The organism is Klebsiella sp. BIGb0138 (assembly GCF_004342285.1).
GTDB lineage: Bacteria > Pseudomonadota > Gammaproteobacteria > Enterobacterales > Enterobacteriaceae > Klebsiella.
Map to the genome: position 1 here is coordinate 144887 of NZ_SMCV01000003.1, position 25310 is coordinate 170196.

The 25310-nt window shown below is 58.1% G+C and carries 20 protein-coding genes; 15 read left to right on the plus strand and 5 right to left on the minus strand.

All coding sequences use genetic code 11. The features are described 5' to 3' along the window. Positions 1–30: 30 nt before the first annotated feature. On the minus strand, positions 31–3165 hold the full coding sequence (gene sbcC / locus EDF73_RS08785) for an exonuclease subunit SbcC (protein WP_132728367.1): 3135 nt from the start codon (positions 3163–3165) through the stop codon (positions 31–33). Beyond that, a complete protein-coding gene (gene sbcD / locus EDF73_RS08790; protein ID WP_132728369.1) occupies positions 3162–4364 on the minus strand; it encodes an exonuclease subunit SbcD in 1203 nt (400 codons plus the stop codon). The genes sbcC and sbcD overlap by 4 nt, the downstream gene beginning before the upstream one ends. A 208-nt stretch (positions 4365–4572) precedes the next feature. Between sbcD and phoB the strand changes: the two genes are divergently transcribed. The 5 genes from phoB to malZ all read left to right on the plus strand — a co-directional run bounded on the left by phoB (position 4573) and on the right by malZ (position 11776). Then, positions 4573–5262 (plus strand): phosphate response regulator transcription factor PhoB, encoded by a 690-nt coding sequence (phoB, locus tag EDF73_RS08795; RefSeq protein WP_004204861.1) that lies wholly within the window; start codon positions 4573–4575, stop codon positions 5260–5262. Between the two features lie 21 nt (positions 5263–5283). After that, positions 5284–6579, plus strand: coding sequence for a phosphate regulon sensor histidine kinase PhoR (gene phoR / locus EDF73_RS08800; RefSeq protein WP_132728371.1), 1296 nt, complete (start codon positions 5284–5286; stop codon positions 6577–6579). A 413-nt stretch (positions 6580–6992) separates the two neighbouring features. Beyond that, positions 6993–8312: a branched-chain amino acid transporter carrier protein BrnQ gene (gene brnQ, locus EDF73_RS08805; protein ID WP_132728373.1), complete on the plus strand. Its 1320-nt coding sequence runs from the start codon at positions 6993–6995 to the stop codon at positions 8310–8312. Between the two features lie 123 nt (positions 8313–8435). Next, positions 8436–9809 (plus strand): proline-specific permease ProY, encoded by a 1374-nt coding sequence (gene proY, locus EDF73_RS08810; protein WP_132728375.1) that lies wholly within the window; start codon positions 8436–8438, stop codon positions 9807–9809. Between the two features lie 149 nt (positions 9810–9958). Further along, on the plus strand, positions 9959–11776 hold the full coding sequence (malZ, locus tag EDF73_RS08815) for a maltodextrin glucosidase (RefSeq protein ID WP_132729008.1): 1818 nt from the start codon (positions 9959–9961) through the stop codon (positions 11774–11776). On the opposite strand, the gene EDF73_RS08820 is transcribed toward malZ, so the two are convergent. Further along, the gene (locus EDF73_RS08820; protein ID WP_132728377.1) at positions 11773–12675 is read right to left on the minus strand and encodes a LysR substrate-binding domain-containing protein; all 903 of its coding nucleotides are present in this window, start codon (positions 12673–12675) and stop codon (positions 11773–11775) included. The two genes, malZ and EDF73_RS08820, sit on opposite strands and share 4 nt — an antisense overlap. 352 nt (positions 12676–13027) lie before the next feature. Here EDF73_RS08820 and EDF73_RS08825 point away from each other — a divergent pair, with 352 nt between their 5' ends. The 3 genes from EDF73_RS08825 to EDF73_RS08835 are packed head-to-tail and all read left to right on the plus strand — an operon-like array spanning position 13028 to position 16165. Continuing rightward, positions 13028–13669 carry a hydrolase gene (locus EDF73_RS08825; protein ID WP_132728378.1) on the plus strand — a complete coding sequence of 214 codons (642 nt, stop codon included), beginning with the start codon at positions 13028–13030 and terminating at the stop codon, positions 13667–13669. A 57-nt stretch (positions 13670–13726) separates the two neighbouring features. Then, positions 13727–14272, plus strand: coding sequence for an antibiotic biosynthesis monooxygenase (locus EDF73_RS08830; RefSeq protein ID WP_132728380.1), 546 nt, complete (start codon positions 13727–13729; stop codon positions 14270–14272). Between the two features lie 24 nt (positions 14273–14296). Then, positions 14297–16165: an amidohydrolase gene (locus EDF73_RS08835; RefSeq protein WP_132728382.1), complete on the plus strand. Its 1869-nt coding sequence runs from the start codon at positions 14297–14299 to the stop codon at positions 16163–16165. 69 nt (positions 16166–16234) lie between these two features. On the opposite strand, the gene EDF73_RS08840 is transcribed toward EDF73_RS08835, so the two are convergent. Both EDF73_RS08840 and acpH read right to left on the minus strand, forming a co-directional pair. Further along, positions 16235–16837 carry a peroxiredoxin gene (locus EDF73_RS08840; protein WP_132728384.1) on the minus strand — a complete coding sequence of 201 codons (603 nt, stop codon included), beginning with the start codon at positions 16835–16837 and terminating at the stop codon, positions 16235–16237. 170 nt (positions 16838–17007) lie between these two features. Beyond that, on the minus strand, positions 17008–17589 hold the full coding sequence (gene acpH, locus EDF73_RS08845) for an ACP phosphodiesterase (RefSeq protein WP_132728386.1): 582 nt from the start codon (positions 17587–17589) through the stop codon (positions 17008–17010). 280 nt (positions 17590–17869) lie between these two features. On the opposite strand from acpH, the gene queA reads away from it, so the two are divergent. The 7 genes from queA to EDF73_RS08880 all read left to right on the plus strand — a co-directional run bounded on the left by queA (position 17870) and on the right by EDF73_RS08880 (position 25286). Next, positions 17870–18961, plus strand: a complete 1092-nt coding sequence (queA, locus tag EDF73_RS08850) for a tRNA preQ1(34) S-adenosylmethionine ribosyltransferase-isomerase QueA (protein WP_132728388.1) — start codon at positions 17870–17872, stop codon at positions 18959–18961. A gap of 32 nt (positions 18962–18993) precedes the next feature. Further along, on the plus strand, positions 18994–20121 hold the full coding sequence (gene tgt / locus EDF73_RS08855; RefSeq protein WP_132728389.1) for a tRNA guanosine(34) transglycosylase Tgt: 1128 nt from the start codon (positions 18994–18996) through the stop codon (positions 20119–20121). Positions 20122–20143: 22 nt separating this feature from the next. Beyond that, a complete protein-coding gene (gene yajC / locus EDF73_RS08860; RefSeq protein WP_004099423.1) occupies positions 20144–20476 on the plus strand; it encodes a preprotein translocase subunit YajC in 333 nt (110 codons plus the stop codon). Positions 20477–20501: 25 nt separating this feature from the next. Further along, the gene (gene secD, locus EDF73_RS08865) at positions 20502–22349 is read left to right on the plus strand and encodes a protein translocase subunit SecD (protein WP_132728391.1); all 1848 of its coding nucleotides are present in this window, start codon (positions 20502–20504) and stop codon (positions 22347–22349) included. Positions 22350–22359: 10 nt separating this feature from the next. Beyond that, a complete protein-coding gene (gene secF / locus EDF73_RS08870; RefSeq protein ID WP_132728392.1) occupies positions 22360–23331 on the plus strand; it encodes a protein translocase subunit SecF in 972 nt (323 codons plus the stop codon). Between the two features lie 116 nt (positions 23332–23447). Then, the gene (locus tag EDF73_RS08875) at positions 23448–24845 is read left to right on the plus strand and encodes a M24 family metallopeptidase (protein WP_132728394.1); all 1398 of its coding nucleotides are present in this window, start codon (positions 23448–23450) and stop codon (positions 24843–24845) included. Positions 24846–24920: 75 nt separating this feature from the next. Continuing rightward, a complete protein-coding gene (locus EDF73_RS08880; RefSeq protein ID WP_132728396.1) occupies positions 24921–25286 on the plus strand; it encodes a VOC family protein in 366 nt (121 codons plus the stop codon). Positions 25287–25310: the final 24 nt, after the last annotated feature.

The window sequence follows — 25310 nt, forward strand, 5'->3', positions numbered from 1 at the left end:
ATGCTGCCTGACCCGGGGAACGGTGCTTACCTACTCCACCGCAAAGGCTTTATCCAGCCGGCTGTAGCCCAATCCATTGATTTTTTTCACCTTAATCTGCACCGGAATGCGTTCCTTCATCGCTTCGACGTGGCTGATCACGCCGATCACTTTGCCGCTGGCGTTGAGCGCATCTAAGGCATCCAGCGCGGTATCCAGCGTTTCGCTATCGAGCGTGCCGAACCCTTCATCAAGAAACAGTGAATCAATGCGCGTTTTGTGGCTCACCAGATCGGACAGCGCCAGCGCCAGCGCGAGGCTGACAAGGAAACTCTCGCCGCCGGAAAGGGTACGGGTATCTCGTACCGCATCCGCCTGCCAGGTATCCACGACCTCCAGCTCCAGCGCTTCGCTGGCCTTGCGTTGAAGCTGATAGCGCCCGTGCAGACGATTCAGCTGGTGGTTTGCCAGCCAGACCAGGTTATCCAGGGTGAGTCCCTGGGCGAATTTGCGGAACTTATCGCCTTCTTTAGAGCCGATCAGCGAATTGAGCCACGCCCAGTCCTCCAGCTGGCGGGTGGCAAGCTCCATCTGCTGGCGGAGCGCCTGCTGACGCTGCTGATTTTCGGCGTTCTGCTTCAGCTGCTGGCGTATTTCCCCCTGACGGGCGCTATTTTCCCGCAGCAGCGGCGCCAGCTGCTGCAGACGGACCTGCACCTGTTCCAGCGGCCGGGTGATATCCGCATCCGCCGGCGGCTGTTGCTGATGCTGGCTGAGCGCTTCGCGCGCGCGTACGGCCAGGGCATTGCTTTGCTGTAAGCGATTTTCCAGCGTTTGCTGGCGCTGCTGCAGGCGCTGGCGCGTCTCTTCATCAAGCAGGGCGTCAAGAAAGGCCTGTCGATCGGCAAACGGGCTGCTGGCTAACGCGTCAGTGAACTGCTTTTCGCTGGTGCGCAACGCTTCCTGCTGCTGATTTTCCTGCTCGCACAGCGTACGCCATTGGCTTTGCAGGGCCAGGCAATCGTCATGCACCTGACGCCAGCCCGTCAGCGGCGCGGGTTCGGCGCTCTCTGTGCTCTCCGGCAGGGTTTCCAGCAGCGGGGTCAGCTGCTGAAGTTGCTCCTGCAGAGCGACGGATTCATTTTGTTGCTCCTGCCAGCGCCGCGTCTCCTCTTCCCGCTGCGTCAGCCAGTTCGCCGCCTGCTCGGCCGGCGGGACGCTGAGGGCGAAGGGCGCAAGCTCTGCTGCCAGCTGGGCATGACGCTGCTCAAGCTCGCGCTGGATCTGCTGTAACTGCTGCTGGCACTCCAGCTGCTGGGCCTGCCAGGCCAGCCGCTGCTGGTGCTGGTACAGCTGCTGTTCATGCTCCTGCTGCGCCTCCAGCCAGCCGGGAATATCGTCCTGCGGTTGCAGTGTAATATTTAATCCGCTGACGGTGGCCTGCCATTGTGATGTAAGTACTTGCTCCTGCTGGAGAAGAGAGTCCTGCTCCTCTTTTTCTTGACCTTGCTGTTTCAGCTGCGCCTCCAGCTGGCCGCGCAGCTGGGCGCCTTCTTCCGCCAGCTGCTTGACCTCGCGTTCCAGGGCCTCGCGGCGAGCCTGGTTAACGCCGGGAACCAGCGCCCGGTATTCGGCGACGGCCGGGTGTTCGCTGGAACCGCAGAGCGGGCAAGGCGCGCCGGGCTGCAGGCGGGCGCGCTCTTCTTCCAGCCCGGCGATCCGCGCTTCCAGCTCACAGATGGCTTTGACATCGCTGAACTGCTGATTTTTCTCTTTATAGGCCTGACGCCGCTGATTCAGCGCCGTCTCCAGCTTTTCCTGCTCCGCGCGGCGGGCCTGCGCCAGCGTTTGCAGCTGCTGCAGGCGCTGACGGAGCGGCAACAGACGCCCGTGCAGGGCGGCAAGCTGCTGGCGCAGCGGGCGGGCGGCGGCATGCTGCGCCAGGCTGGCGGTCACCTGTCCGGCATCCAGCGCCAGCGTCGTCGTCGGCAGTTCGGCCAGCTTGCGGGCGGCATCGGCCTGACGCTGCTGTATCAGGGCATACTGCTGTCCGTCGCGAGCCTGCTGCTGAAAGACCGCCCGCCAGCCTGCCAGCGCATTTCCCCACTGGCGATAGCGATCGTGTTCTTTCAGCCAGCCGTGGAGGGCGTGATGCGCCTCCTGTAAACGGGCTATCTGCTGCCCCGCCGCAAGGCGAATGCCCGCGCGCAGGCGCAGCCGCTGATGTAAGCGAGCATTTACTTCTTCCACCTGACGACGGGTGTGTGCCAGCGCGGTGGTCTGTTCCTGCTGTCGGCTCCACAGCGGGCGTAGCTGTTCAGCCGGCTGGGCCTTCTGCAGAGCGGAGAGCTGCGGCTGGGCCTCCTCCAGCGCCTGCCGCGCCGCCGCGAGCTGCGTTTCGGCCTGAGATTGTTCCGCGGTGAGCTCCTGGCGACGCAGCAGCCACTGCTGCGTCGTTTGCAGCTGGCTCTGCTCGGCCAGCTGCTGACGTTCTTCATCAGTAAGTACTTGCAAACTTTGCTGCAGCGCCTGCTGCTGCTCGTCGCTCAGCAGCAGCACGCCCGATGCCTGCGCCTGCAGCTTATCCAGTTCGCCGCGGGCGAGTTTATGTTTTTCAAAGACCTGCGCCGAGATTTGGCCATAGATTTCCGTGCCGGTCAGCTCCTCAAGGAGCTCGGCGCGCTCTTTGGGTTTCGCATTGAGAAAGGCGGCAAACTGGCCCTGAGAGAGCAGCATCGAGCGGGTAAAACGGCCGTAATCGAGGCCGGTTAGCGACGCGGTGAGTTCCAGCTTATCCTTCACTTTGTCGGCCAGGATTTGGCCATCGTCGCAGCGCGCCAGCTCGACGCGCGGGGCCTGCAGATTACCGTCCGGCTGGTTGCGGGCGCGGTTCTGACTCCAGAAGGCGCGATAGGCCGTCCCTTTGACCTCGAACTCCACTTCCGCCAGACACTCGGCGGTGTCGCGGGTCATCAGATCGTTTTGCGATTGCGAGACGCTGCTCAGACGCGGCGTTTCGTGATACAGCGCGAGGCAGATGGCGTCCAGCAGGGTGGTTTTCCCCGCGCCGGTCGGCCCGGTGATGGCGAACAGCCCGTTGCTGGCGAACGGCTCGGCGGTGAAGTCGATTTTCCATTCGCCTTTCAGCGAATTAAGGTTTTTCAGGCGCAGGCTCAGAATTTTCACAGGTGCTCCTCCCCGTGCAGACTCTGCAGCGTTTCGTTAAACAGCTGCTTCAGGCGCAGCTGCTGCGCCTCTTCCAGCGTTTCCAGCGCCAGACGGCGCTCAAAAACGTCTTCCACCTGCAGTTCGCTGAGCGTTTCGCGCCGCTCTCCCGCCAGAATGCGTTCGCGCTGGGCCCGGCTGCGGCGCACCAGCAGCACTTCGACCGGCAGATCGTCGGCCTGGGCCTGGATTTTGCGCTGAATATCATGCAGGTATTCGTCGCTGGTGATTTCGATATCCAGCCAGACGACCGGCTGTTGCGGGGCGTCACGCCACTGAGCGAGCTGTTCGCTGATGCTGGCGAAATCGCCTTTCAGCACCGCCAGAGGTTGGGTGACCGGGACCGGCAGCGGACGCACCTCGCTCAGATGTCCTGCGCTAAAGGTCACCAGGTTGACGCTTTTAGGTTTACCGGTTTCATCAAAACTGAGGGCGATCGGCGAACCGCAGTAGCGAATGTGTTCGCCGCCGCCGACCACCTGCGCCCGGTGGATATGGCCGAGCGCGATATAGTCCGCAGGCGGAAAATGGCTGGCGGGAAAGGCATCGAGGGTACCGATATAGATGTCGCGCACCGCATCGCTTTTGCTGGCGCCGACGGTGGTCAGGTGGCCGCTGGCGATAATCGGCAGCGGACGATCGCCGCGCAGGGCGCAGGCTTCCTGATACTGCTGTTGATAGTAGTCGCTGATGGCGCTTAGCAACTGCTGCTGCTTTTCACCGCTGGAGTGTCCAGCCTGGCTGGTGACCAGCTCGCGCGGACGCAGGAAAGGCACCGGGCAGAATATGGCCCCGGGGGTACCGTCGCGCAGCGGCAGAATAAAGGGCGAATGGCCGGCATTCGCTACCACCGTGGTTTTCAGAAAAGCCAGAATATCGCGCGACTCATTTAAGGTGGCGACCGAATCATGATTGCCCGCCAGCACCACCAGCTGACAGCCGGTTTGCTGCAGCTGGACCACAAAGCGGTTATACAGTTCGCGGGCGTAGCTCGGCGGCGAACCGGTATCAAAGATATCGCCAGCGACAATAATGGCATCGACCTCGTGTTCCTGCGCGCTGGTCAGCAGCCAGTCGAGAAAGGCCGAATGTTCGGCGGCACGGCTTTTGCTGTAAAAATTCTGGCCAAGGTGCCAGTCGGAGGTGTGGATGATGCGCATAATTCTTCCCTAACGAAAAAGCATGGGCGCATTATATACGCGTCATCCCCCGGTTGCCCCCTTAACACCACGAGGATCGGTTGTTAGTCCTTGTCATGATTCAAAATCCGCTATCATCAAACGGTCATTTTCTTCATAAATCTGTCACAAAACTGACGCATAATGACGCCGCACTCTATACTGATGGCTAAAAAATACAGGGTAAATAATGGCGAGAAGAATTCTGGTCGTTGAAGATGAAGCTCCAATCCGCGAAATGGTCTGCTTTGTTCTGGAGCAAAACGGCTTTCAGCCCGTCGAGGCGGAAGATTATGACAGCGCGGTGAATCAACTCAATGAACCCTGGCCTGATTTGATTCTCCTCGACTGGATGCTGCCGGGAGGATCGGGCCTGCAGTTTATTAAACTGCTCAAGCGTGAAGCGATGACCCGTGATATTCCGGTGGTGATGCTGACCGCCCGCGGTGAAGAAGAAGATCGCGTACGCGGTCTCGAAACCGGCGCCGATGATTACATTACCAAGCCTTTCTCACCAAAAGAGCTGGTGGCGCGGATCAAAGCCGTCATGCGGCGAATTTCGCCGATGGCGGTGGAAGAAGTGATTGAAATGCAGGGGCTGAGCCTCGATCCTTCATCGCATCGCGTGATGACCGGCGAAAGTCCGCTGGACATGGGGCCGACGGAGTTTAAATTATTACACTTCTTTATGACCCACCCGGAACGCGTCTACAGCCGCGAACAGCTGCTGAATCACGTCTGGGGAACCAACGTGTATGTAGAAGACAGAACGGTGGATGTGCATATTCGCCGTCTGCGCAAAGCGCTGGAACATAGCGGCCACGACCGGATGGTACAAACGGTCCGCGGTACGGGATATCGTTTCTCCGCCCGTTTCTGAATCTCGACAGGAGTGTGAACCGTGCTGGAACGGCTGTCATGGAAAAGGCTGGCGCTTGAGCTTTTCTTATGTTGTATCCCGGCCCTGATTCTCGGGGCATTATTGGGTTATCTGCCGTGGTTTTTACTGGCGGCAGTGACCGGGCTTCTTATCTGGCATTTCTGGAATCTGCTGCGTCTTTCATGGTGGCTATGGGTCGATCGGAGTATGACCCCGCCGCCGGGAAGAGGCAGCTGGGAACCGTTGCTCTACGGCCTCCACCAGATGCAGATGCGCAATAAAAAGCGCCGACGCGAGCTGGGAAGTCTGATCAAACGCTTTCGCAGCGGCGCCGAGTCGCTGCCCGATGCGGTGGTGCTGACGACGGAGGAGGGGGCCATCTTCTGGTGTAATGGTCTGGCGCAGCAGATCCTCAATCTGCGCTGGCCGGACGATAGCGGACAAAATATTCTCAATCTCCTGCGCTACCCTGAATTCGCCAACTACCTCAAAAACAGGGATTTCTCAAAACCCCTCAATCTGGTGCTGAATACGGCTCGCCATCTCGAGATCCGCGTGATGCCTTACAGCGACAAGCAGTGGCTGATGGTGGCGCGCGACGTTACGCAGATGCATCAGCTCGAAGGCGCGCGGCGGAACTTTTTCGCCAACGTCAGCCACGAGCTGCGCACGCCGCTGACGGTGCTGCAGGGATATCTGGAGATGATGCAGGAGCAGGTGCTGGAAGGGGGAACGCGCGAAAAAGCGCTGCATACCATGCGTGAACAAACCCAGCGCATGGAGGGGTTAGTCAAGCAGCTGCTGACGCTGTCGCGCATTGAAGCGGCGCCGGTGCTGGCGATGAATGACAGAATCGACGTGCCGATGATGCTGCGGGTGGTGGAGCGCGAAGCGCAGACGCTCAGCCAGCAGAAGCAGACGCTGCGTTTCCTGGTTGATGAATCCTTGCAGGTGTTGGGCAACGAAGAGCAGCTGCGTAGCGCGATTTCCAACCTGGTATACAACGCGGTTAACCATACCCCCGCAGGAACGGAGATTACCGTTAGCTGGCAGCGGGCGCCGCATGGCGCGCTGTTTAGCGTTGAAGATAACGGGCCGGGCATTGCGCCCGAGCATATTCCGCGGCTGACCGAACGTTTTTATCGCGTGGATAAAGCCCGGTCACGACAAACCGGCGGCAGCGGTCTGGGGCTGGCGATTGTCAAACATGCGGTTAACCATCACGATAGCCGTCTGGAGATAGAGAGTACGCTGGGCAAAGGGACGCGCTTTAGTTTCTTACTGCCGGAACGTTTAATTGCCAAAAAAAGCGCCTGACCGCAGCGATGTCAACATGACTTGCCAATGACCAGCTTCGGCTGGTCATTTTCGTTTGCAGCCGCTTTTTAGTCGCGTAATTAATGAACGCCTGCTGCTTTTTTGTTCGCATGATTAGCCATGTGTTTTCCATCAGCATGGTCAATAATTCCAACCTTAAAAATAGAGTTAGCATAATCATCTGCTTTTGCGATCCCTCCTTGCATTAAAACGTTATAAGCGTTTAAATTGCCCCCCATACAGTCGCAGACAGACTGTTTTTGCGTGGTAATTCAAAAAACAATTCTTTCCCACGCCGCTTCGGGAGCATATCTCGCTGAGTTTGCCGGCAACCGCCGCTGTATCATCCCCAGGGGAAGGCACGGTATTTCCCGTTTTTTAACAACACCACATCCACAGGCAGTAATGAATTTATGACCCATCAGTTAAAATCTCGCGACATCATCGCGTTGGGCTTTATGACCTTCGCGTTGTTCGTTGGCGCAGGCAACATTATCTTCCCTCCGATGGTCGGTTTACAGGCAGGTGAACACGTCTGGACCGCCGCTATTGGCTTCCTGATTACCGCCGTGGGGTTACCGGTGCTAACGGTCGTGGCGCTGGCGAAGGTGGGCGGTGGCGTGGAAAGCCTGAGCACGCCGATCGGCAAAGTCGCCGGTATCCTGCTGGCTGTGGTCTGCTACCTGGCCGTCGGGCCGCTGTTTGCCACGCCGCGTACCGCCACGGTCTCCTTTGAAGTGGGGATTGCTCCGCTGACCGGCGACGGCGCGCTGCCGCTGATGGTTTACAGCGTAATCTATTTCGCGCTGGTGATTCTGGTCTCTCTCTATCCGGGCAAGCTGCTGGATACCGTGGGCAATTTCCTTGCGCCGCTGAAAATTATCGCCCTGATTATTCTCTCCGTTGCCGCGATTATCTGGCCGGCCGGCCCGATCAGCGACGCGCTGGAGGCCTATCGTACCGCGCCATTCTCTAACGGCTTCGTCAACGGCTATCTGACCATGGACACCCTCGGCGCGATGGTCTTCGGGATCGTGATTGTTAACGCCGCGCGTTCCCGTGGCGTGAGCGAAGCGCGCCTGTTGACCCGCTACACCGTGTGGGCTGGGCTGATGGCCGGCGTGGGCCTGACGCTGCTGTATCTGGCGCTGTTCCGCCTCGGTTCTGATAGCGCGACGCTGGTGGATCAGTCCGCTAACGGCGCGGCCATTCTGCATGCCTACGTTCAGCACACCTTCGGCGGTGCGGGCAGCTTCATGCTGGCGGCGCTGATTTTCATCGCCTGTCTGGTCACCGCCGTGGGCCTGACCTGCGCCTGTGCGGAGTTCTTCGCGCAGTACCTGCCGTTATCCTATCGTTCACTGGTGTTTATCCTCGGGATTTTCTCGATGGCGGTCTCCAACCTCGGGTTGAGCCACCTGATTCAGATTTCTATTCCGGTGCTGACGGCTATCTATCCGCCTTGTATTGCCCTGGTGGTATTAAGCTTTACCCGCAACTGGTGGCATAATTCGTCCCGCGTGATTGCGCCGGCCATGTTTATCAGCCTGATGTTTGGTATCATTGACGGCATTAAATCGTCGGCGTTTGCGGATCTGCTGCCCGCCTGGACCGCGCGTCTGCCGCTGGCCGAGCAGGGTCTGGCCTGGCTGATGCCTACCGCGGTGATGGTGGTTCTGGCGGTTATTTGGGATCGTGCGGCAGGGCGTCAGGTGACCTCCAGCGCACACTAACCGGCATTTATAATCAGTGTTAAGCCACGGGACTTCGGGTCCCGTGGTTTTTTGTTTTTCAGGTAATCCTCTTTTGCTTTTTGCCCTCGCGAAGGCTAAAAGAGAAAAACGGCATGGAATACGATGGAAAGTAGTAACAAGCTTAAGCGCGGGCTAAGTACCCGGCATATCCGCTTTATGGCCCTGGGTTCCGCAATCGGTACCGGCCTGTTCTATGGTTCGGCTGACGCCATTAAGATGGCCGGCCCGAGCGTACTGTTAGCCTATATTATCGGCGGTGCGGCGGCGTACATCATTATGCGCGCCCTGGGCGAGATGTCGGTACATAACCCGGCCGCCAGCTCATTTTCACGCTATGCGCAGGACTACCTCGGTCCGCTGGCGGGCTATATCACCGGCTGGACCTACTGCTTTGAAATTCTGATTGTGGCGATTGCCGACGTGACGGCCTTTGGCATCTATATGGGCGTCTGGTTTCCGACGGTGCCGCACTGGATCTGGGTGCTCAGCGTGGTGCTGATTATCTGCGCCGTCAACCTGATGAGCGTTAAGGTCTTCGGCGAGCTGGAGTTCTGGTTCTCCTTCTTTAAAGTCGCCACCATTATCATCATGATCGTTGCCGGTTTCGGCATCATCATCTGGGGGATCGGCAACGGCGGTCAGCCCACCGGCATCCATAATCTATGGAGCAACGGCGGCTTCTTCAGCCACGGCTGGCTGGGAATGGTGATGTCGCTGCAGATGGTGATGTTTGCCTACGGCGGGATTGAAATTATCGGCATTACCGCCGGTGAGGCGAAAGACCCGGAGAAATCTATTCCGCGCGCCATTAACTCGGTTCCGATGCGGATCCTGGTGTTCTATGTCGGCACGCTGTTCGTGATCATGTCCATTTATCCGTGGAACCAGGTCGGAACCGACGGCAGCCCGTTCGTCCTGACCTTCCAGCATATGGGCATTGCCTTTGCCGCCAGCATCCTCAACTTTGTGGTGCTGACCGCTTCGCTGTCGGCGATTAACAGCGATGTGTTTGGCGTCGGGCGTATGCTGCACGGGATGGCCGAGCAGGGCAGCGCGCCGAAGATCTTCGCCAAAACCTCGCGTCACGGTATTCCATGGGTGACGGTGCTGGTGATGACCGTCGCGCTGCTGTTTGCGGTCTATCTGAACTACATCATGCCGGAAAATGTCTTCCTGGTGATTGCGTCGCTGGCGACCTTTGCCACCGTCTGGGTGTGGATTATGATCCTGCTGTCGCAGATTGCCTTCCGCCGCCGGCTGCCGCCGGAAGAGGCGAAAGCGCTGAAGTTTAAAGTGCCTGGCGGGGTGGCCACAACGGCGGTAGGGCTGGCGTTCCTGGTCTTTATTATTGCGCTGATTGGCTACCACCCGGATACCCGCATCTCGCTGTACGTCGGCTGCGCGTGGATTGTACTGCTGCTGGTTGGCTGGCAGTTTAAAATCCGCCGCGACCGCCAGCTGGCGCAGGCGCAGTAACGTTCCCCTTCGCCTGCCGGGTCGCTATGCGCTATCCGGCAGGCGTTTTCTCCACCCCCATTATCCTCCCCCAATAATTGCGGTGATGATGAGTCATATGCCCGCGCGCTGTGGCAAGGTGTGCCCATTCTGGAGAGAGAGGAATGACGATGTTGAAGGCATGGCACCTGCCTGTGGCTCCGTTTATCAAGGAGCAGCAGGAACGACTGTTGATCACATTATGGTTAAGCGGCGATGATCTGCCGCAGCGGGTGACGCTCCGCGGCGAAGAAGATAATGAAGAGCTCTCGCTGCCGATGCACCGGCTACGCCAGGAGCCTCGTCCGGGCGTTGTCGCCTGGCGCGGCGAGATAAGCCTTGCCAGCGGCCAGCCTCGTCGGCGCTATAGCTTCAAACTTCTGTGGGCGGACCGCCAGCGCTGGTTCACCCCGCAGGGCTTTAACCGTTTCCCGCCGGCGCGCCTGGAGCAGTTTGCCGTCGACCTGCCGGATAGCGGCCCGCAGTGGGTGGCCGACCAGGTGTTTTATCAAATCTTCCCTGACCGCTTTGCGCGCAGCGAGCCGCGGGAGGAGGGGCAGGATCGGGTCTATCATCATCATGCCGCCGGGCAGGATATCGTGCACAAAGCGTGGGACGAGCCGCTGACCGGCGAGGCGGGCGGTTCCACCTTTTATGGCGGCGACCTTGACGGCATCAGCGAGAAACTGCCGTACCTTAAACAGCTTGGGGTGACCGCCCTGTATCTGAATCCGGTGTTTGTCGCCCCCAGCGTGCATAAATACGATACCGAAGATTATCGCCGCGTCGATCCGCAGTTTGGCGGCGATGCCGCGCTGCTGCGCCTGCGGCACAACACCCAGCGGGAAGGTATGCGCCTGATTCTCGACGGGGTGTTTAACCATACCGGCGATTCGCACGCCTGGTTCGACCGCCACCAGCGCGGCAGCGGCGGCGCCTGCCACCATGCGGACTCGCCGTGGCGCGACTGGTTTACCATCTCTCCCGCGGGGGAAGCGCATAGCTGGCTGGGCTATTCCAGCCTGCCTAAGCTGGACTATCAATCGACGAGCCTGATCAATGAGATCTATGCCGGGGAGGACAGTATTGTCCGCCACTGGCTGAAAGCGCCGTGGAGCATGGACGGCTGGCGGCTGGACGTGGTGCATATGCTGGGCGAAGGGGGCGGGGCGCGGAATAACCTGCGGCATATTGCCGGCATTACCCAGGCGGCGAAGCAGACCCAGCCTGACGCTTTTGTATTCGGCGAACATTTTGGCGATGCGCGCCAGTGGCTGCAGGCGGACGCCGAAGATGCCGCCATGAACTATCGCGGTTTCACCTTCCCGCTGTGGGGCTTCCTCGCGAATACCGATATCTCCTACGATCCGCAGCACATCGATGCGCAAACCTGCGTCGCCTGGATGGATAACTATCGCGCCGGGCTGTCGCATCAGCAGCAGCTGCGGATGTTTAACCAGCTCGATAGCCACGATACCGCGCGCTTTAAGTCGCTGCTGGGGAAAGACGTCGCGCGGCTGCCGCTGGCGGTGGTGTGGCTGTTCTGCTGGCCAGGCGTACCCTGTATTTACTACGGTGATGAAGTGGGGGTTGACGGTAATAACGATCCCTTCTGCCGCAAACCCTTCCCGTGGGATCCCGCTCTGCAGGATAACGTCCTGCTGGGGCTGTATAAGCGCATGACGAAACTGCGTAAAGCCAACCAGGCGTTACGTTACGGCGGTTGTCAGGTGATTTATGCCGAAGACAACGTGGTGGTCTTTGCGCGCGTCTATAAACAGCAGCGCGTGCTGGTTGCCATCAACCGCGGCGAAGCCTGCGAGGTGGTCGTTGAGGATTCGCCGCTGCTGGACGTCAGCGAATGGCTGTTGAAAGAGGGCGCCGGCGCGTGGCACGAAGGGGTGCTGACGCTACCGGCGATTTCCGCCAGCGTGTGGTCTGGTCGTTAAGGATAAAGCTGGCTCAGAAACGATGGCTGGAGAATAGCCTCCCGCCACCAGCGCTGAGCCAGCCCGTCGTTATCGCTACGCCAGGCAAGATAGGCGAGATCTTTCTCTCGACAGGAGAGGACGGGTTTTTGCACCAGTTCTCCGCTATCCAGCCACGGTTGGGCAATATGGCGCGGCAGAAAACCGCAGCCCAGTCCGGCCCGCAGCAGCGCCACTTTGCTGGCGAAATCATCGACGCGAATTTGCGACTGCTCGGTAAGCAGGTTGCTGTTGAGCGCCTGGCAATAGCGGGCGCTGTCGCTGATCACCACCGCCCGATGCAGGCTCAGCTGCTTGTTGCCGAGCGGCTGGGTGGTCTCTGCCAGCGGGTGGCCGGGGGCGACGACGAAAATATTATCCAGCGTGCCGACCATTTTCCACGACCATTCGGCGGAGGTGGGCGGTTCGTTGATGGCGCCGAGAATAATATCCGCGCCGTTGCGGGTCAGTTCTTCCCACGCTCCTGCCAACGTATGGTGGGTAAAGTTGAGCCGGGTCTGCGGGTTTTGCGCATAAAAGGCGTCGATCAACGGCAGCAGACGTGCGAAGGGGAACGAGGCGTCGAGCGCGATATTCAGATCCCGCTCCCAGCCGGCATCCAGTTGCCGCGCCTGTTTTTCCAGATCTTTCGCTGCGTTGAGCAACAGGCGCCCCTTTTCCAGCACCATTCTGCCGGTATCGGTAAATTTTGCCCGGTGGCCGCTGCGATCGAGCAGGGTGATATTCAGATCGCTTTCCAGCTTCTGGATCATATAGCTCAGCGCGGCAGGGGTCTTATACAGCGACTCTGCGGCGGCGGCGAAAGAGCCATGGGTCTCTAATGCATCCAGAATCAGCAGGACATCAAGGTTTAAGCGCATCCATTACTTACCCGATAAACAAGAATGGCTCAGTTTTACCGAAGCCAGAGGGGCAATACCAGTGAATAATTTAGAACCCTTTGGCGTAATTTTTTGTCCAACAGCATGCCGGGTAATAACAGATTCTTGAGCCATCTCGCCGGCGCCTTTCAGGCGGCATCAACGTTGATTTTCCTCCCTTAGCCCGAAATCCATTATCCATATAGCTGTTTATTTTCACCATACAACAGAAAATTTCTTTAATAACTCGTTAGAAATAACTGACTATACTCATCAGGCTTTATCCGTCACGATTCAGACCCACAACAGTAGCCGTTATATCTCTTTAACTTATTGATTAAGAGGGTATGTCATGTCTATTCGGGAACTGATCGATCCAACTAACTCCACGCTTATCTTTATTGACCATCAGCCGCAAATGTCTTTTGGGGTAGCCAATATTGACCGCCAGACGCTTAAAAATAATACCGTTGCGCTGGCCAAAGCCGGCAAGATTTTTAATGTCCCGGTTATTTATACCTCGGTAGAAACAAAAAGCTTTAGTGGTTATATCTGGCCGGAATTACTGGCGGTACACCCGCAGGTTAAACCAATTGAACGAACCTCAATGAACTCCTGGGAAGATGCCGCTTTTGTGCAAGCGGTGAAAGCCAGCGGGCGGAAAAAACTGATTATCTCCGCGCTGTGGACCGAAGTGTGCCTGACCTTCCCGGCGCTGATGGCGCTGGAGGAGGGGTATGAAGTGTATGTGGTGACCGATACCTCCGGCGGCACGTCGGTTGACGCCCATGAGCGCTCAATCGACCGTATGGTGCAGGCCGGGGCCGTACCGGTGACCTGGCAGCAGGTTCTGCTGGAATACCAGCGCGACTGGTCGCGCAAAGAGACCTACGACGCGGTGATGGATCTGGTGCGCGAACACAGCGGCGCTTACGGTATGGGCGTGGATTATGCCTATACGATGGTGCACGGCGCTTCGCAACGCCAGGCCTGATCGCCTGTCCTGGGTGGGTTAACGCTCGCCCGTTGTGCTGCAGCAAGGAGTCCGGTCATGACGCAACAGAAATCGGTGACCCTGGTGATAAGCCATGTACTCAATCCCGAGGATGGGGAACGCTATGAGCAATGGCTCGGGAAAATTATGCCTGTCGCGGCGGAGTTTCCTGGCCATCTTGGCGCAAACGTGATTCGCCCGGCGGCCGGGCAGAATCTCTGGAGCATCATCATTCACTTCGACACCATTGAACATCTCTACGCCTGGACGCAGTCGGAAACGCGCCGCGAACTGGTGGCGGAAATTGCGCCGCTGCTCAATGAAGGCGATCGCACGGAAGTGCGCACCGAAGCGGCATTCTGGTTTACCCCACCGGCGGTGAACGTCCGTCAGCCGCTGCGCTGGAAACAGTTTCTGCTGACGCTGCTGGTGATTTTTCCCAGCACCAACCTGGTGCCCTGGCTGACCGGGATGCTGTTGCCCGCATGGCGGGGAAGCCTGCTGCTGCATTTGATTAATGATGCCTGGGTGGTCGCGCTGGTGGTCTGGCTGTGGATGCCCATCGTGACCCGCCTGTTTGCCGGCTGGTTAAAGAAAAACTGAGCCGGCCTCCTGAAGGAGAGCGTTATGTCGCAAACTGCCACACTGATCCTGACGAATGGACGAATTCATACACTCGATCGAAACAACCCATTGACCGATTCTGTCGCGATCGCCGAGGGTAAGATCCTCGCCACCGGCAGCCGGGATCGGATCATGAGCTTTGCCGCGGAGGGGACGCAGATCGTCGATCTGCAGGGGCATACGGTGATCCCGGGACTGAATGATTCCCACCTGCATCTGATCCGCGGGGGGCTGAACTACAACCTCGAGCTTCGCTGGGAAGGGGTACCGTCGCTGGCGGACGCGCTGCGGATGCTCAAAGAGCAGGCCGATCGCACACCGTCGCCGCAGTGGGTGCGCGTGGTGGGCGGCTGGAGTGAATTCCAGTTCGCCGAACGGCGCATGCCAACCCTTGACGAACTCAATGCGGCGGCGCCGGATACGCCGGTATTCGTCCTGCATCTCTACGATCGCGCGCTGCTGAACCGGGCGGCGCTGAAGGCGGTGGGCTACGGCAAAGAGACGCCGGATCCCGCCGGCGGCGAAATTGTCCGCGATAGCCACGGTAACCCGACCGGGATGCTGATCGCCAAACCTAACGCCATGATCCTCTACGCCACCCTGGCGAAGGGACCGAAGCTGCCGCTGGAGCTACAGGTCAACTCGACGCGCCAGTTTATGCGCGAGCTGAACAGGCTCGGCCTGACCAGCGCCATTGACGCCGGCGGCGGTTTCCAGAACTACCCGGAAGATTATCAAATTATTGAACAGCTGCATGCGCAGGAGCAGATGACCATACGCATCGCTTATAACCTGTTTACCCAGCGGCCAAAGCAGGAGCTGGACGATTTCGCCCGCTGGACCGATATGCTCAAGCCGGGGCAGGGGACCGACTTTTTCCGCGCCAACGGCGCCGGCGAGATGCTGGTGTTCTCGGCCGCGGATTTTGAAGATTTCCTGCAGCCGCGCCCGGACCTGCCCGAAGGGATGGAGGATGAGCTGGAGCGGGTGGTGCGCCATCTGGTGGAACACCGCTGGCCGTTCCGCCTGCACGCAACCTATGACCAGTCCATCAGCCGGATGCTGGACGTTTTTGAGAAGGTGAACCGCGATATTCCGTTTAACGGTCTGCACTGGTTCTTTGATCACGCGGAAACCATTACCGAACGCAATATTGAACGGGTGAAGGCGCTCGGCGGCGGCATTGCGGTACAGCACCGGATGGCGTTCCAGGGCGAATATTTCGTCGACCGCTACGGCCAGGATGCGGTCAGGCATACGCCGCCGGTGGCGAAAATGCTGGCGCTGGAGGTCCCGGTGGGGCTGGGGACCGACGCCACGCGGGTGGCGAGCTATAACCCATGGACCGCGCTCTACTGGCTGGTCTCCGGGCGCACCGTGGGCGGTATGGCGATGTATGACGAAAGCAACCGTCTGCCGCGCGACGTGGCGCTGGAGCTGTGGACGGCGGGCAGCGCCTGGTTCTCCAGTGAACAGGGTAAGAAAGGACGAATCGAGAACGATCTGCTTGCCGACCTCGTGGTGCTATCAAAAGACTATTTCAGCGTGCCGGAAGAGGAGATTAAAGGTATTGAGTCGGTGCTGACGGTCGTTGACGGCAAAGTGGTGTATGCCGCCGGGCACTTTTCGCCGCTGGCGCCGCCGCCGATTCCGGTCCTGCCTGACTGGTCTCCGGTGGTTAAGGTTCCGGGTCACTATCGTTCCGCAGCGCCGGCGGCGGCCAAAATCGGCGCCGTCGTGCAAATGCATCAGTGCTGCGGCAGCTGCGGCGTGCACGGGCACCAGCACAATATCGCCCGCCAGTCGTCGATCCCGGTCGCGGACGAGCAGGCGTTCTGGGGCGTGCTGGGCTGCTCCTGCTTTGCGTTTTAACCCCTGGACATTCCGCGAGGAAAACAAAAAAAGCCCGCATTCGCGGGCCTTTTTCACAACGTCAACCGATTACAGGCTGGAGACGTTTTCGGTCAGGTATTTTGCAACGCCTTCCGGAGAGGCGGACATCCCTTCTTTGCCTTTTTCCCACTGCGCCGGGCAAACTTCACCGTGCTCTTCGTGGAACTGCAGCGCGTCAACCATGCGCAGCATTTCGTCGATGTTACGTCCCAGCGGCAGGTCGTTAACTACCTGGTGGCGAACGACGCCGTTAGCGTCGATCAGGAACGAGCCGCGCAGCGCCACGCCTTCGTCCGGATGTTCGATACCGTAAGCTTTCTGGATTTCACGTTTGATGTCAGCAACCATCGCGTATTTAACCGGACCAATACCACCCTGGTCTACCGGGGTGTTACGCCATGCGTTGTGGACGAATTCGGAATCGAAGGAGACGCCAACCACTTCCACGCCGCGCTTCTGGAACTCTTCGTAACGTTTGTCAAAGGCGATCAGCTCAGACGGGCAAACGAAGGTGAAGTCCATCGGCCAGAAGAACAGGACGGTCGCTTTACCGTTGGTGTGTTGTTTGAAGTTGAATTTCTCAACGATTTCGCCGTTACCTAAAACTGCCGCCGCGGTAAAATCCGGAGCCTGACGAGTGACCAGAACCATATGATTCTCCTGTTAATAATAAGGTTAATTGGAACGCAACGCGGGCAAGTATAGGGATTGGTTCATGCGAACTCAACGTGACGTTGACAATCAATGAGATAGGTTTTACCTATCAATAGATGTTGGAATACGCCGTTCAGAATAGACTTTTTATAAGAAAGCGCAATCATTTATAACTCATGTTTTTTGGCCTGGGCCATCATACGCGGGTAAAAATGCCAGAACTGCTGTTCAAGACTGTGGTAATGGGCGTCCAGATCCTGCCAGGAGTCGCGCAGGGCGTCGAGACGTGGTCGGCGGCTGGCCATGCCGTTGAGGACACGCTGAATAAACGCCATATCCTCATAACGTTCAAGCCAGCGTTCGGACCACAAATAGGCGTTGAGATTGACGAATCGCGGTGGCGAATCCGCTAAAATGGTTGTCACCTGAGCTTCGGCATAGCGCACAAATTCACTGAGCGGCATATCGGGTGCAATCCGCTCCCAGTGGCGTGAAAGAAAGTGATCCCACATTACATCCAGCGCGATCGGCGCCACGCGACGGGTTTGCGGGCGAAACCACTCGCGGGCTTGTTTTACTTCCGCCAGATTATCGGTCATGACATCGATGCGGCGATGCATAAAAATGCCGTCGACGATATCGGCCGGATAGTCCGCCTGCGGGTTACCGCGGACGAAATCCGCCAGCAGATTACCGGGCAGCGAGCTGTCGGCAAGATGGGCGAGGTGCAGGTGTGCCAAAAAATTCATCGTTATACTCTGTGTGTTTCAGGCTGCATGGGCGTTGTCTTCCTGGGGTCATGGTCGCGCTCGGTTGCGCCGACTCCCTTGCGGGCATACGCCCGGCTGCGATGCGGGCCGTCGGCGGCCGCGCCCCGAAGGACCTTCGCTATTCACTCACGCCGCAGGGGTTATCGCCAGACGACGCGTATTATTTCGCGGATTATCTCCGCGCGGGGGTGGTAACGGTTGCAGGGAGCACGTCCCGGCACTAGACTACCCGCCTCTTTATTTAGTCTGAGCCACCGTCATGCGCGTTACCGATTTTTCCTTTGAATTACCCGAATCACTGATTGCCCACTACCCACAGCCGGAGCGCAGTCGCTGTCGCCTGCTGTCGTTAGACGGGCCGACGGGGGCGCTGACGCATGGTACTTTCACCGATCTGCTCGATAAGCTCAACCCTGGCGATCTGCTGGTCTTTAACAATACCCGCGTGATCCCGGCGCGTCTGTTTGGCCGTAAAGCCAGCGGCGGCAAGATTGAAGTGCTGGTCGAGCGCATGCTGGATGATAAACGTATTCTGGCACATATTCGCGCTTCTAAAGCGCCGAAGCCGGGCGCGGAACTGCTGCTTGGCGATGATGAAAGCATCAGCGCCACCATGGTGGCGCGCCACGACGCCCTGTTTGAAGTCGAATTTAACGATCGGCGTCCGGTGCTGGATATTCTCAACAGCATCGGCCATATGCCGCTGCCGCCGTATATCGACCGCCCGGATGAAGATGCCGACCGCGAGCTGTATCAGACCGTCTACAGCGCCAGGCCGGGGGCCGTCGCCGCACCGACCGCAGGCCTGCACTTTGACGAGCCGATGCTGGAAAAGCTGCGTGAGAAAGGCATCGAGATGGCGTTCGTCACGCTGCACGTCGGGGCGGGGACCTTCCAGCCGGTGCGCGTGGAGACGATTGAAGACCACATTATGCACTCCGAATACGCCGAAGTGCCGCAGGAGGTTGTCGATGCCGTGCTGGCGGCGAAAGCGCGCGGCAACCGCGTGGTTGCGGTAGGCACCACCTCCGTGCGTTCGCTGGAGAGCGCGGCGCAGGCGGCGAAAAACGACCTCATTGAACCGTTCTTCGGCGACACGCAGATTTTCATCTATCAGGGATATCAGTACAAAGTGGTTGATGCGCTGGTGACCAACTTCCATCTCCCTGAATCGACTCTGATTATGCTGGTGTCGGCTTTTGCCGGCTATCAGCACACCATGAATGCCTATCAGGCTGCGGTAGAACAAAAATATCGCTTTTTTAGCTACGGGGACGCGATGTTTATCACGTACAATCCGCAGGCTATTTTTGAGCATGTCGGGGAGTCAGTCCGCGGCATGAGTGTTTAACGTCAGACTGTTTTTCTGACGCAGGAGTGAAGATGAAATTTGAACTGGATACCACCGACGGCCGCGCCCGCCGCGGCCGGCTGGTGTTTGATCGCGGTGTGGTTGAAACACCTGCTTTTATGCCTGTCGGCACCTACGGCACCGTAAAAGGGATGACGCCGGAAGAAGTTGAAGCCACCGGCGCGCAAATTATCCTCGGCAACACGTTCCACCTGTGGCTGCGGCCTGGCCAGGAAATCATGAAGCTGCACGGCGATCTGCATGACTTCATGCAGTGGAAGGGGCCGATCCTGACCGATTCCGGCGGTTTTCAGGTCTTCAGCCTCGGCGATATTCGGAAGATTACCGAGCAGGGCGTCCATTTCCGCAACCCGATCAACGGCGATCCTATTTTCCTCGATCCTGAAAAATCGATGGAGATTCAGTACGATCTCGGTTCCGACATCGTGATGATCTTCGACGAATGTACGCCGTATCCGGCGGACTGGGATTATGCCAAACGTTCGATGGAAATGTCCCTGCGCTGGGCGCAGCGTAGCCGCGACCGTTTCGACGGGCTGGGCAACAAAAACGCGCTGTTCGGCATCATCCAGGGCAGCGTTTACGAAGATTTACGTGATATCTCGGTTAAAGGTCTGGTAGATATCGGCTTTGATGGCTACGCTGTCGGCGGTTTGGCTGTCGGCGAGCCGAAGGAAGACATGCACCGTATCCTGGAGCACGTTTGCCCGCAGATTCCGGCGGACAAACCGCGCTATCTGATGGGCGTCGGCAAACCAGAAGATCTGGTTGAAGGGGTACGCCGCGGTATCGACATGTTCGACTGCGTCATGCCAACGCGCAACGCGCGCAACGGTCACCTGTTCGTCACCGACGGCGTGGTGAAAATCCGTAACGCGAAGCATAAAAGCGACACCGCGCCGCTGGATGCGGAGTGTGATTGCTATACATGTCGCAATTATTCACGGGCTTACTTGCATCATCTCGATCGTTGCAACGAAATATTGGGCGCGCGCCTCAATACCATTCATAACCTGCGCTACTATCAGCGTTTAATGGCTGGTTTACGCAAGGCTATCGAAGAGGGTAAATTAGAGAGCTTCGTGACCGATTTTTACCAACGTCAGGGGCGACCTGTTCCACCTTTGAACGTTGATTAATTTTAATAATGAGGGAATTTGAATGAGCTTTTTTATTTCTGATGCGGTAGCAGCAACCGGTGGCGCGGCGCAGGGTAGCCCGATGTCTCTGATTCTGATGCTGGTGGTGTTCGGTCTGATTTTTTACTTCATGATCCTGCGCCCACAGCAGAAACGCACCAAGGAACATAAAAACCTGATGAACTCCATCGCGAAAGGTGATGAAGTGCTGACGAATGGTGGTCTGGTCGGTCGCGTGACTAAAGTGGCGGAAAGCGGATACATTGCTATCGCACTGAATGACACCACTGAAGTGGTTATTAAACGTGACTTCGTAGCTGCCGTTCTGCCGAAAGGCACCATGAAGGCGCTGTAATCCACTTTTCCCTAAGGGAACTGCCGTGTTAAACCGTTATCCTTTGTGGAAGTACATCATGCTGGTCGTCGTGATCATCGTCGGCCTGATGTATGCGCTCCCCAACCTGTATGGTGAGGATCCGGCCGTTCAAATCACTGGCGCGCGCGGTGTCGCCGCCAGTGAGCAAACGCTGATCCAGGTCCAGAAAACGTTACAAGAAGAAAAAATTACCGCTAAGTCTGTGGCACTGGAAGAGGGCGCCATTCTTGCGCGCTTCGACACCACCGATGTCCAGTTACGCGCACGTGAAGTGCTGATGGGCGTATTGGGTGACAAATACGTTGTGGCGCTGAACCTTGCACCGGCTACCCCGCGCTGGTTAGCGGCCATTCATGCTGAGCCGATGAAGCTGGGTCTTGACCTACGCGGCGGCGTACACTTCCTGATGGAAGTGGATATGGAGACTGCGCTGGGCAAACTGCAGGAACAAAATATCGACAGCCTGCGCAGCGAACTGCGTGAAAAAGGCATCCCTTACTCCACCGTGCGTAAGGAAGACAATTTTGGTCTGAGCATTGCTTTTCGCGATAGCGCAGCACGCGATCAGGCCATCTCCTGGCTGGGCCCGCGCCACCGCGATCTGGTCATCTCCAGCCAGGGAAATAACGCCCTGAAAGCGGTGATGAGCGATGAGCGCATGAAAGAGGCCCGCGAATACGCCGTACAGCAGAACATTAATATACTGCGCAACCGCGTTAACCAACTGGGCGTTGCCGAGCCGCTGGTTCAGCGTCAGGGCGCCGACCGTATCGTGGTTGAGCTGCCGGGTATTCAGGATACCGCGCGGGCGAAAGAGATCCTCGGCGCCACGGCGACCCTGGAATTCCGTCTGGTCAACAGCAACGTTGACAGCGCCGCTGCCGCATCGGGCCGCGTGCCTGGCGACTCCGAAGTGAAAGATACCCGTGAAGGTCGCCCGGTTGTACTCTACAAGCGCGTGATTCTGACCGGTGACCATATCACCGACTCGACGTCGAGCATGGATGAGTTCAACCAGCCGCAGGTTAACATCTCTCTGGATAGCGCAGGCGGCAACATCATGTCTAACTTCACCAAGGACAACATCGGTAAGCCGATGGCGACCCTGTTCGTGGAGTACAAAGACAGCGGTAAGAAAGATGCCAACGGTCGTGCGGTTCTGGTGAAAGAGGAAGAGGTGATTAACATCGCCAACATCCAGTCGCGCCTGGGCAACAGCTTCCGTATCACCGGTATCAGCAACCCGAACGAAGCGCGTCAGCTTTCGCTGCTGCTGCGTGCCGGTGCGCTGATTGCGCCGATTCAGATCGTTGAAGAGCGTACCATCGGTCCAACCCTCGGGATGCAGAACATCAAACAGGGCCTGGAAGCGTGTCTGGCTGGTCTGGTCGTTTCTATCCTGTTCATGATTTTCTTCTATAAGAAATTTGGTCTGATTGCGACCTCGGCGCTGGTGGCGAACCTGGTTCTGATCGTCGGTATCATGTCCCTGCTGCCAGGGGCCACGCTGAGTATGCCGGGGATTGCGGGTATCGTGCTCACCCTTGCGGTGGCGGTCGATGCTAACGTACTGATCAACGAGCGTATTAAAGAAGAATTGAGCAACGGGCGTTCCGTTCAGCAGGCGATTGATGAAGGTTACAAGGGCGCATTCAGCTCGATCTTCGATGCTAACATCACGACGTTGATCAAAGTTATCATCCTGTACGCGGTCGGTACCGGTGCCATTAAAGGGTTTGCTATTACTACCGGTATCGGTGTGGCAACCTCGATGTTTACCGCTATCGTCGGCACCCGTGCCATCGTGAACCTGCTGTACGGCGGCAAGCGCGTTAAAAAGCTGTCTATCTGAGGAGTGCGTTGTGGCACAGGAATATACTGTTGAACAATTGAACCACGGCCGTAAAGTCTATGACTTTATGCGCTGGGACTACTGGGCTTTCGGCATCTCCGGTTTTCTGCTGATTGCCGCCATTATTGTGATGGGCGTGCGTGGGTTTAACTGGGGTCTGGACTTCACCGGCGGGACGGTGATTGAAATTACCCTCGAAAAACCCGCGGACATGGACCAGATGCGCGACGCGCTGCAGAAGGCGGGCTTTGAAGAGCCGCAGCTGCAGAACTTCGGCAGCAGCCGCGATATCATGGTGCGTATGCCGCCGGTACACGATGCCAACGGCAGCCAGGAGCTGGGCAGTAAGGTCATTAGCGTGATTAACGAATCGACCAGCCAGAACGCGACGGTGAAACGTATCGAGTTCGTGGGGCCAAGCGTCGGGGCAGACCTGGCGCAAAGCGGCGCGATGGCGCTGCTGGCGGCGTTGATCTGTATCCTGGTGTACGTCGGTTTCCGTTTTGAATGGCGTCTGGCCGCCGGGGTGGTTATCGCCCTCGCGCACGATGTGGTCATTACTATGGGCATCCTGTCGCTGTTCCATATCGAAATTGACCTGACCATCGTGGCCTCGCTGATGTCGGTGATCGGCTACTCGCTGAACGACAGCATCGTGGTCTCTGACCGTATCCGTGAAAACTTCCGTAAGATCCGCCGCGGTACGCCGTATGAGATCTTCAACGTGTCGTTGACCCAGACGCTGCATCGTACCTTGATTACCTCCGGTACCACGTTGGTGGTGATCCTGATGCTGTATCTCTTTGGCGGCCCGGTGCTGGAAGGCTTCTCGCTGACCATGCTGATCGGCGTCTCTATCGGTACGGCCTCTTCTATCTACGTAGCGTCCGCGCTGGCGCTGAAGCTGGGCATGAAGCGCGAGCATATGCTGCAGCAGAAAGTTGAGAAAGAAGGGGCGGATCAGCCGTCAATTCTGCCGTAAGTCAGGTACGTTCTGTTAATGTCATCCCGGTCGCAAGGCCGGGATTTTTTTATTACCGTTCCCCGCAAATTTGGTTACTCTCCCTGCACAGCGTTTAATGACATGGAGATCTGCCGATGGCCGTCATCACCCTTTCCCCAGTAGCCCAACCTGACGTCTGGCACGACCTGCCTTCCGTCACCCTCAGCGATGAAACCCTACGTCAGCGCAAAGCCAAAGTGCTTGCGCACATGCGCCAGCACGGGTTTGACACGCTGATTGTCTACGCCGATAAAGAGCATGGCGGCAACTTTGAGTATCTCACCGGATTTATTCCTCGTTTTGAAGAGGCGCTGCTGGTGCTGCACGGCGCGGGGGAGACGGTGCTGGTGCTGGGCAATGAAAACCTCAAGCTGGCGGCCTGCGCCCGGCTGGAAAACCGGGTGATCCATGCGCCGTGGTTCTCGTTGCCGAATCAACCGATGACCAATGACCAGCCTCTGTCGCAGCTGTTGCAGGACGCCGGCGTTAGCGCCGGGAAAAAACTGGGGCTGGCAGGGTGGAAGCTGTTTACCGGCCACGCTGACGACCGGGCGCAGATGTTTGACCTGCCGGCTTTTATCGTTGATGCCATTCGCCAGGCCGCCGGACCGCAGGCGGTACTGCGCAACGCCACCGGGATATTTATTGCGCCGGACGGCGGGGTGAGAACGGTTAACTCCGCCAATGAGCTGGCCCATTACGAATACGGCGCCAACCTGGCATCAACGGCGATCCTGACCGCACTCAACGCCATCGCGCCGGGGAAAACGGAAAAGCAGATCGGCGCGCTGCTGGCTGCGGAAGGCCAGCCCAACAGCGTGGTGATGATTGCCGCCACGGGGCAGCGCTTTGCTCATGCCAACCTCTACCCCGGTGATAAAACCATCACGCGTGGCGATAAGTTCTCGCTGACTACTGCTTATAAAGGCGGCTTAAGCAGCCGTGCGGCATATGTGGTCCACGATGAAACGGAGCTGGCACCGGAGGTCGCGGATTATCTGGAAGTCGTGGCGAAGCCCTATTTTCGGGCGGTGGTCAGCTGGCTGGAAAATCTGCGTATCGGGATGCGCGGCGGCGAGATGTATGCGCTGATCGAGCGGGTTTTGCCGAAAGCGGAGTATCGCTGGCACCTGAACCCCGGGCATCTGGTGGCTGACGAAGAGTGGCTGTGTTCACCCATCGGACCGGACTCCAGCGCCTGCCTGCGCAGCGGTATGCTTTTGCAGATCGACATTATCCCGTCCCGGGCCGGCTATGGCGGGGCAAGTTGCGAAGATACGGTGGCGTTAGCGGATGCGGCGCTGCGCGATGAGCTGGCGCAGGCTTACCCGCGGCTCTGGCAGCGGATCCTCGCCCGGCGCGCCTATATTCGCCAGCAGCTGGGCATTGCCCTGCCCGAGGAGGTGCTGCCGTTTTCCAACACCGTGGGCTATTTCCGCCCGTGGCTGCTGGATCCGTCGCGCGCGCTGGTGCAGGCAGCAGAGGGCGCGTAAAACACTCCTGACAGTATGCTGTCAGGAGCCCTGTCATACACTCCTTGTGAACTTACACAACGGACAGGAGGATGTATGAATAATGTGATTAACTGGTTTGAAATTCCGGTCGTCGATATGGATCGCGCGATGAAGTTTTACTCGCAGTTACTGGCTATTGAATTCCGTCAGGAAACCATCTCTGGCATTGAGAATGCGGTGTTTCCGTATACCCATCCGGCAACCGGCGGTGCGCTGGTGAAAGGTGAAATGTTCACCCCTGCCAGTACCGGCGTGGTGGTGTATCTGCATACTGCCGATATTGCCTCAACCTTAACGCGCCTGGAGCAAGCCGGCGGCAGCAAGGTTTTTGGCCCGGAAGTGCTACCGCACGATATCGGGACCATCGCCCTGTTTACCGACAGCGAAGGTAACCGCGTTGGGCTGCACCAGCCGGCTTAACCCGCAGAACGATGTGAAAGGAAC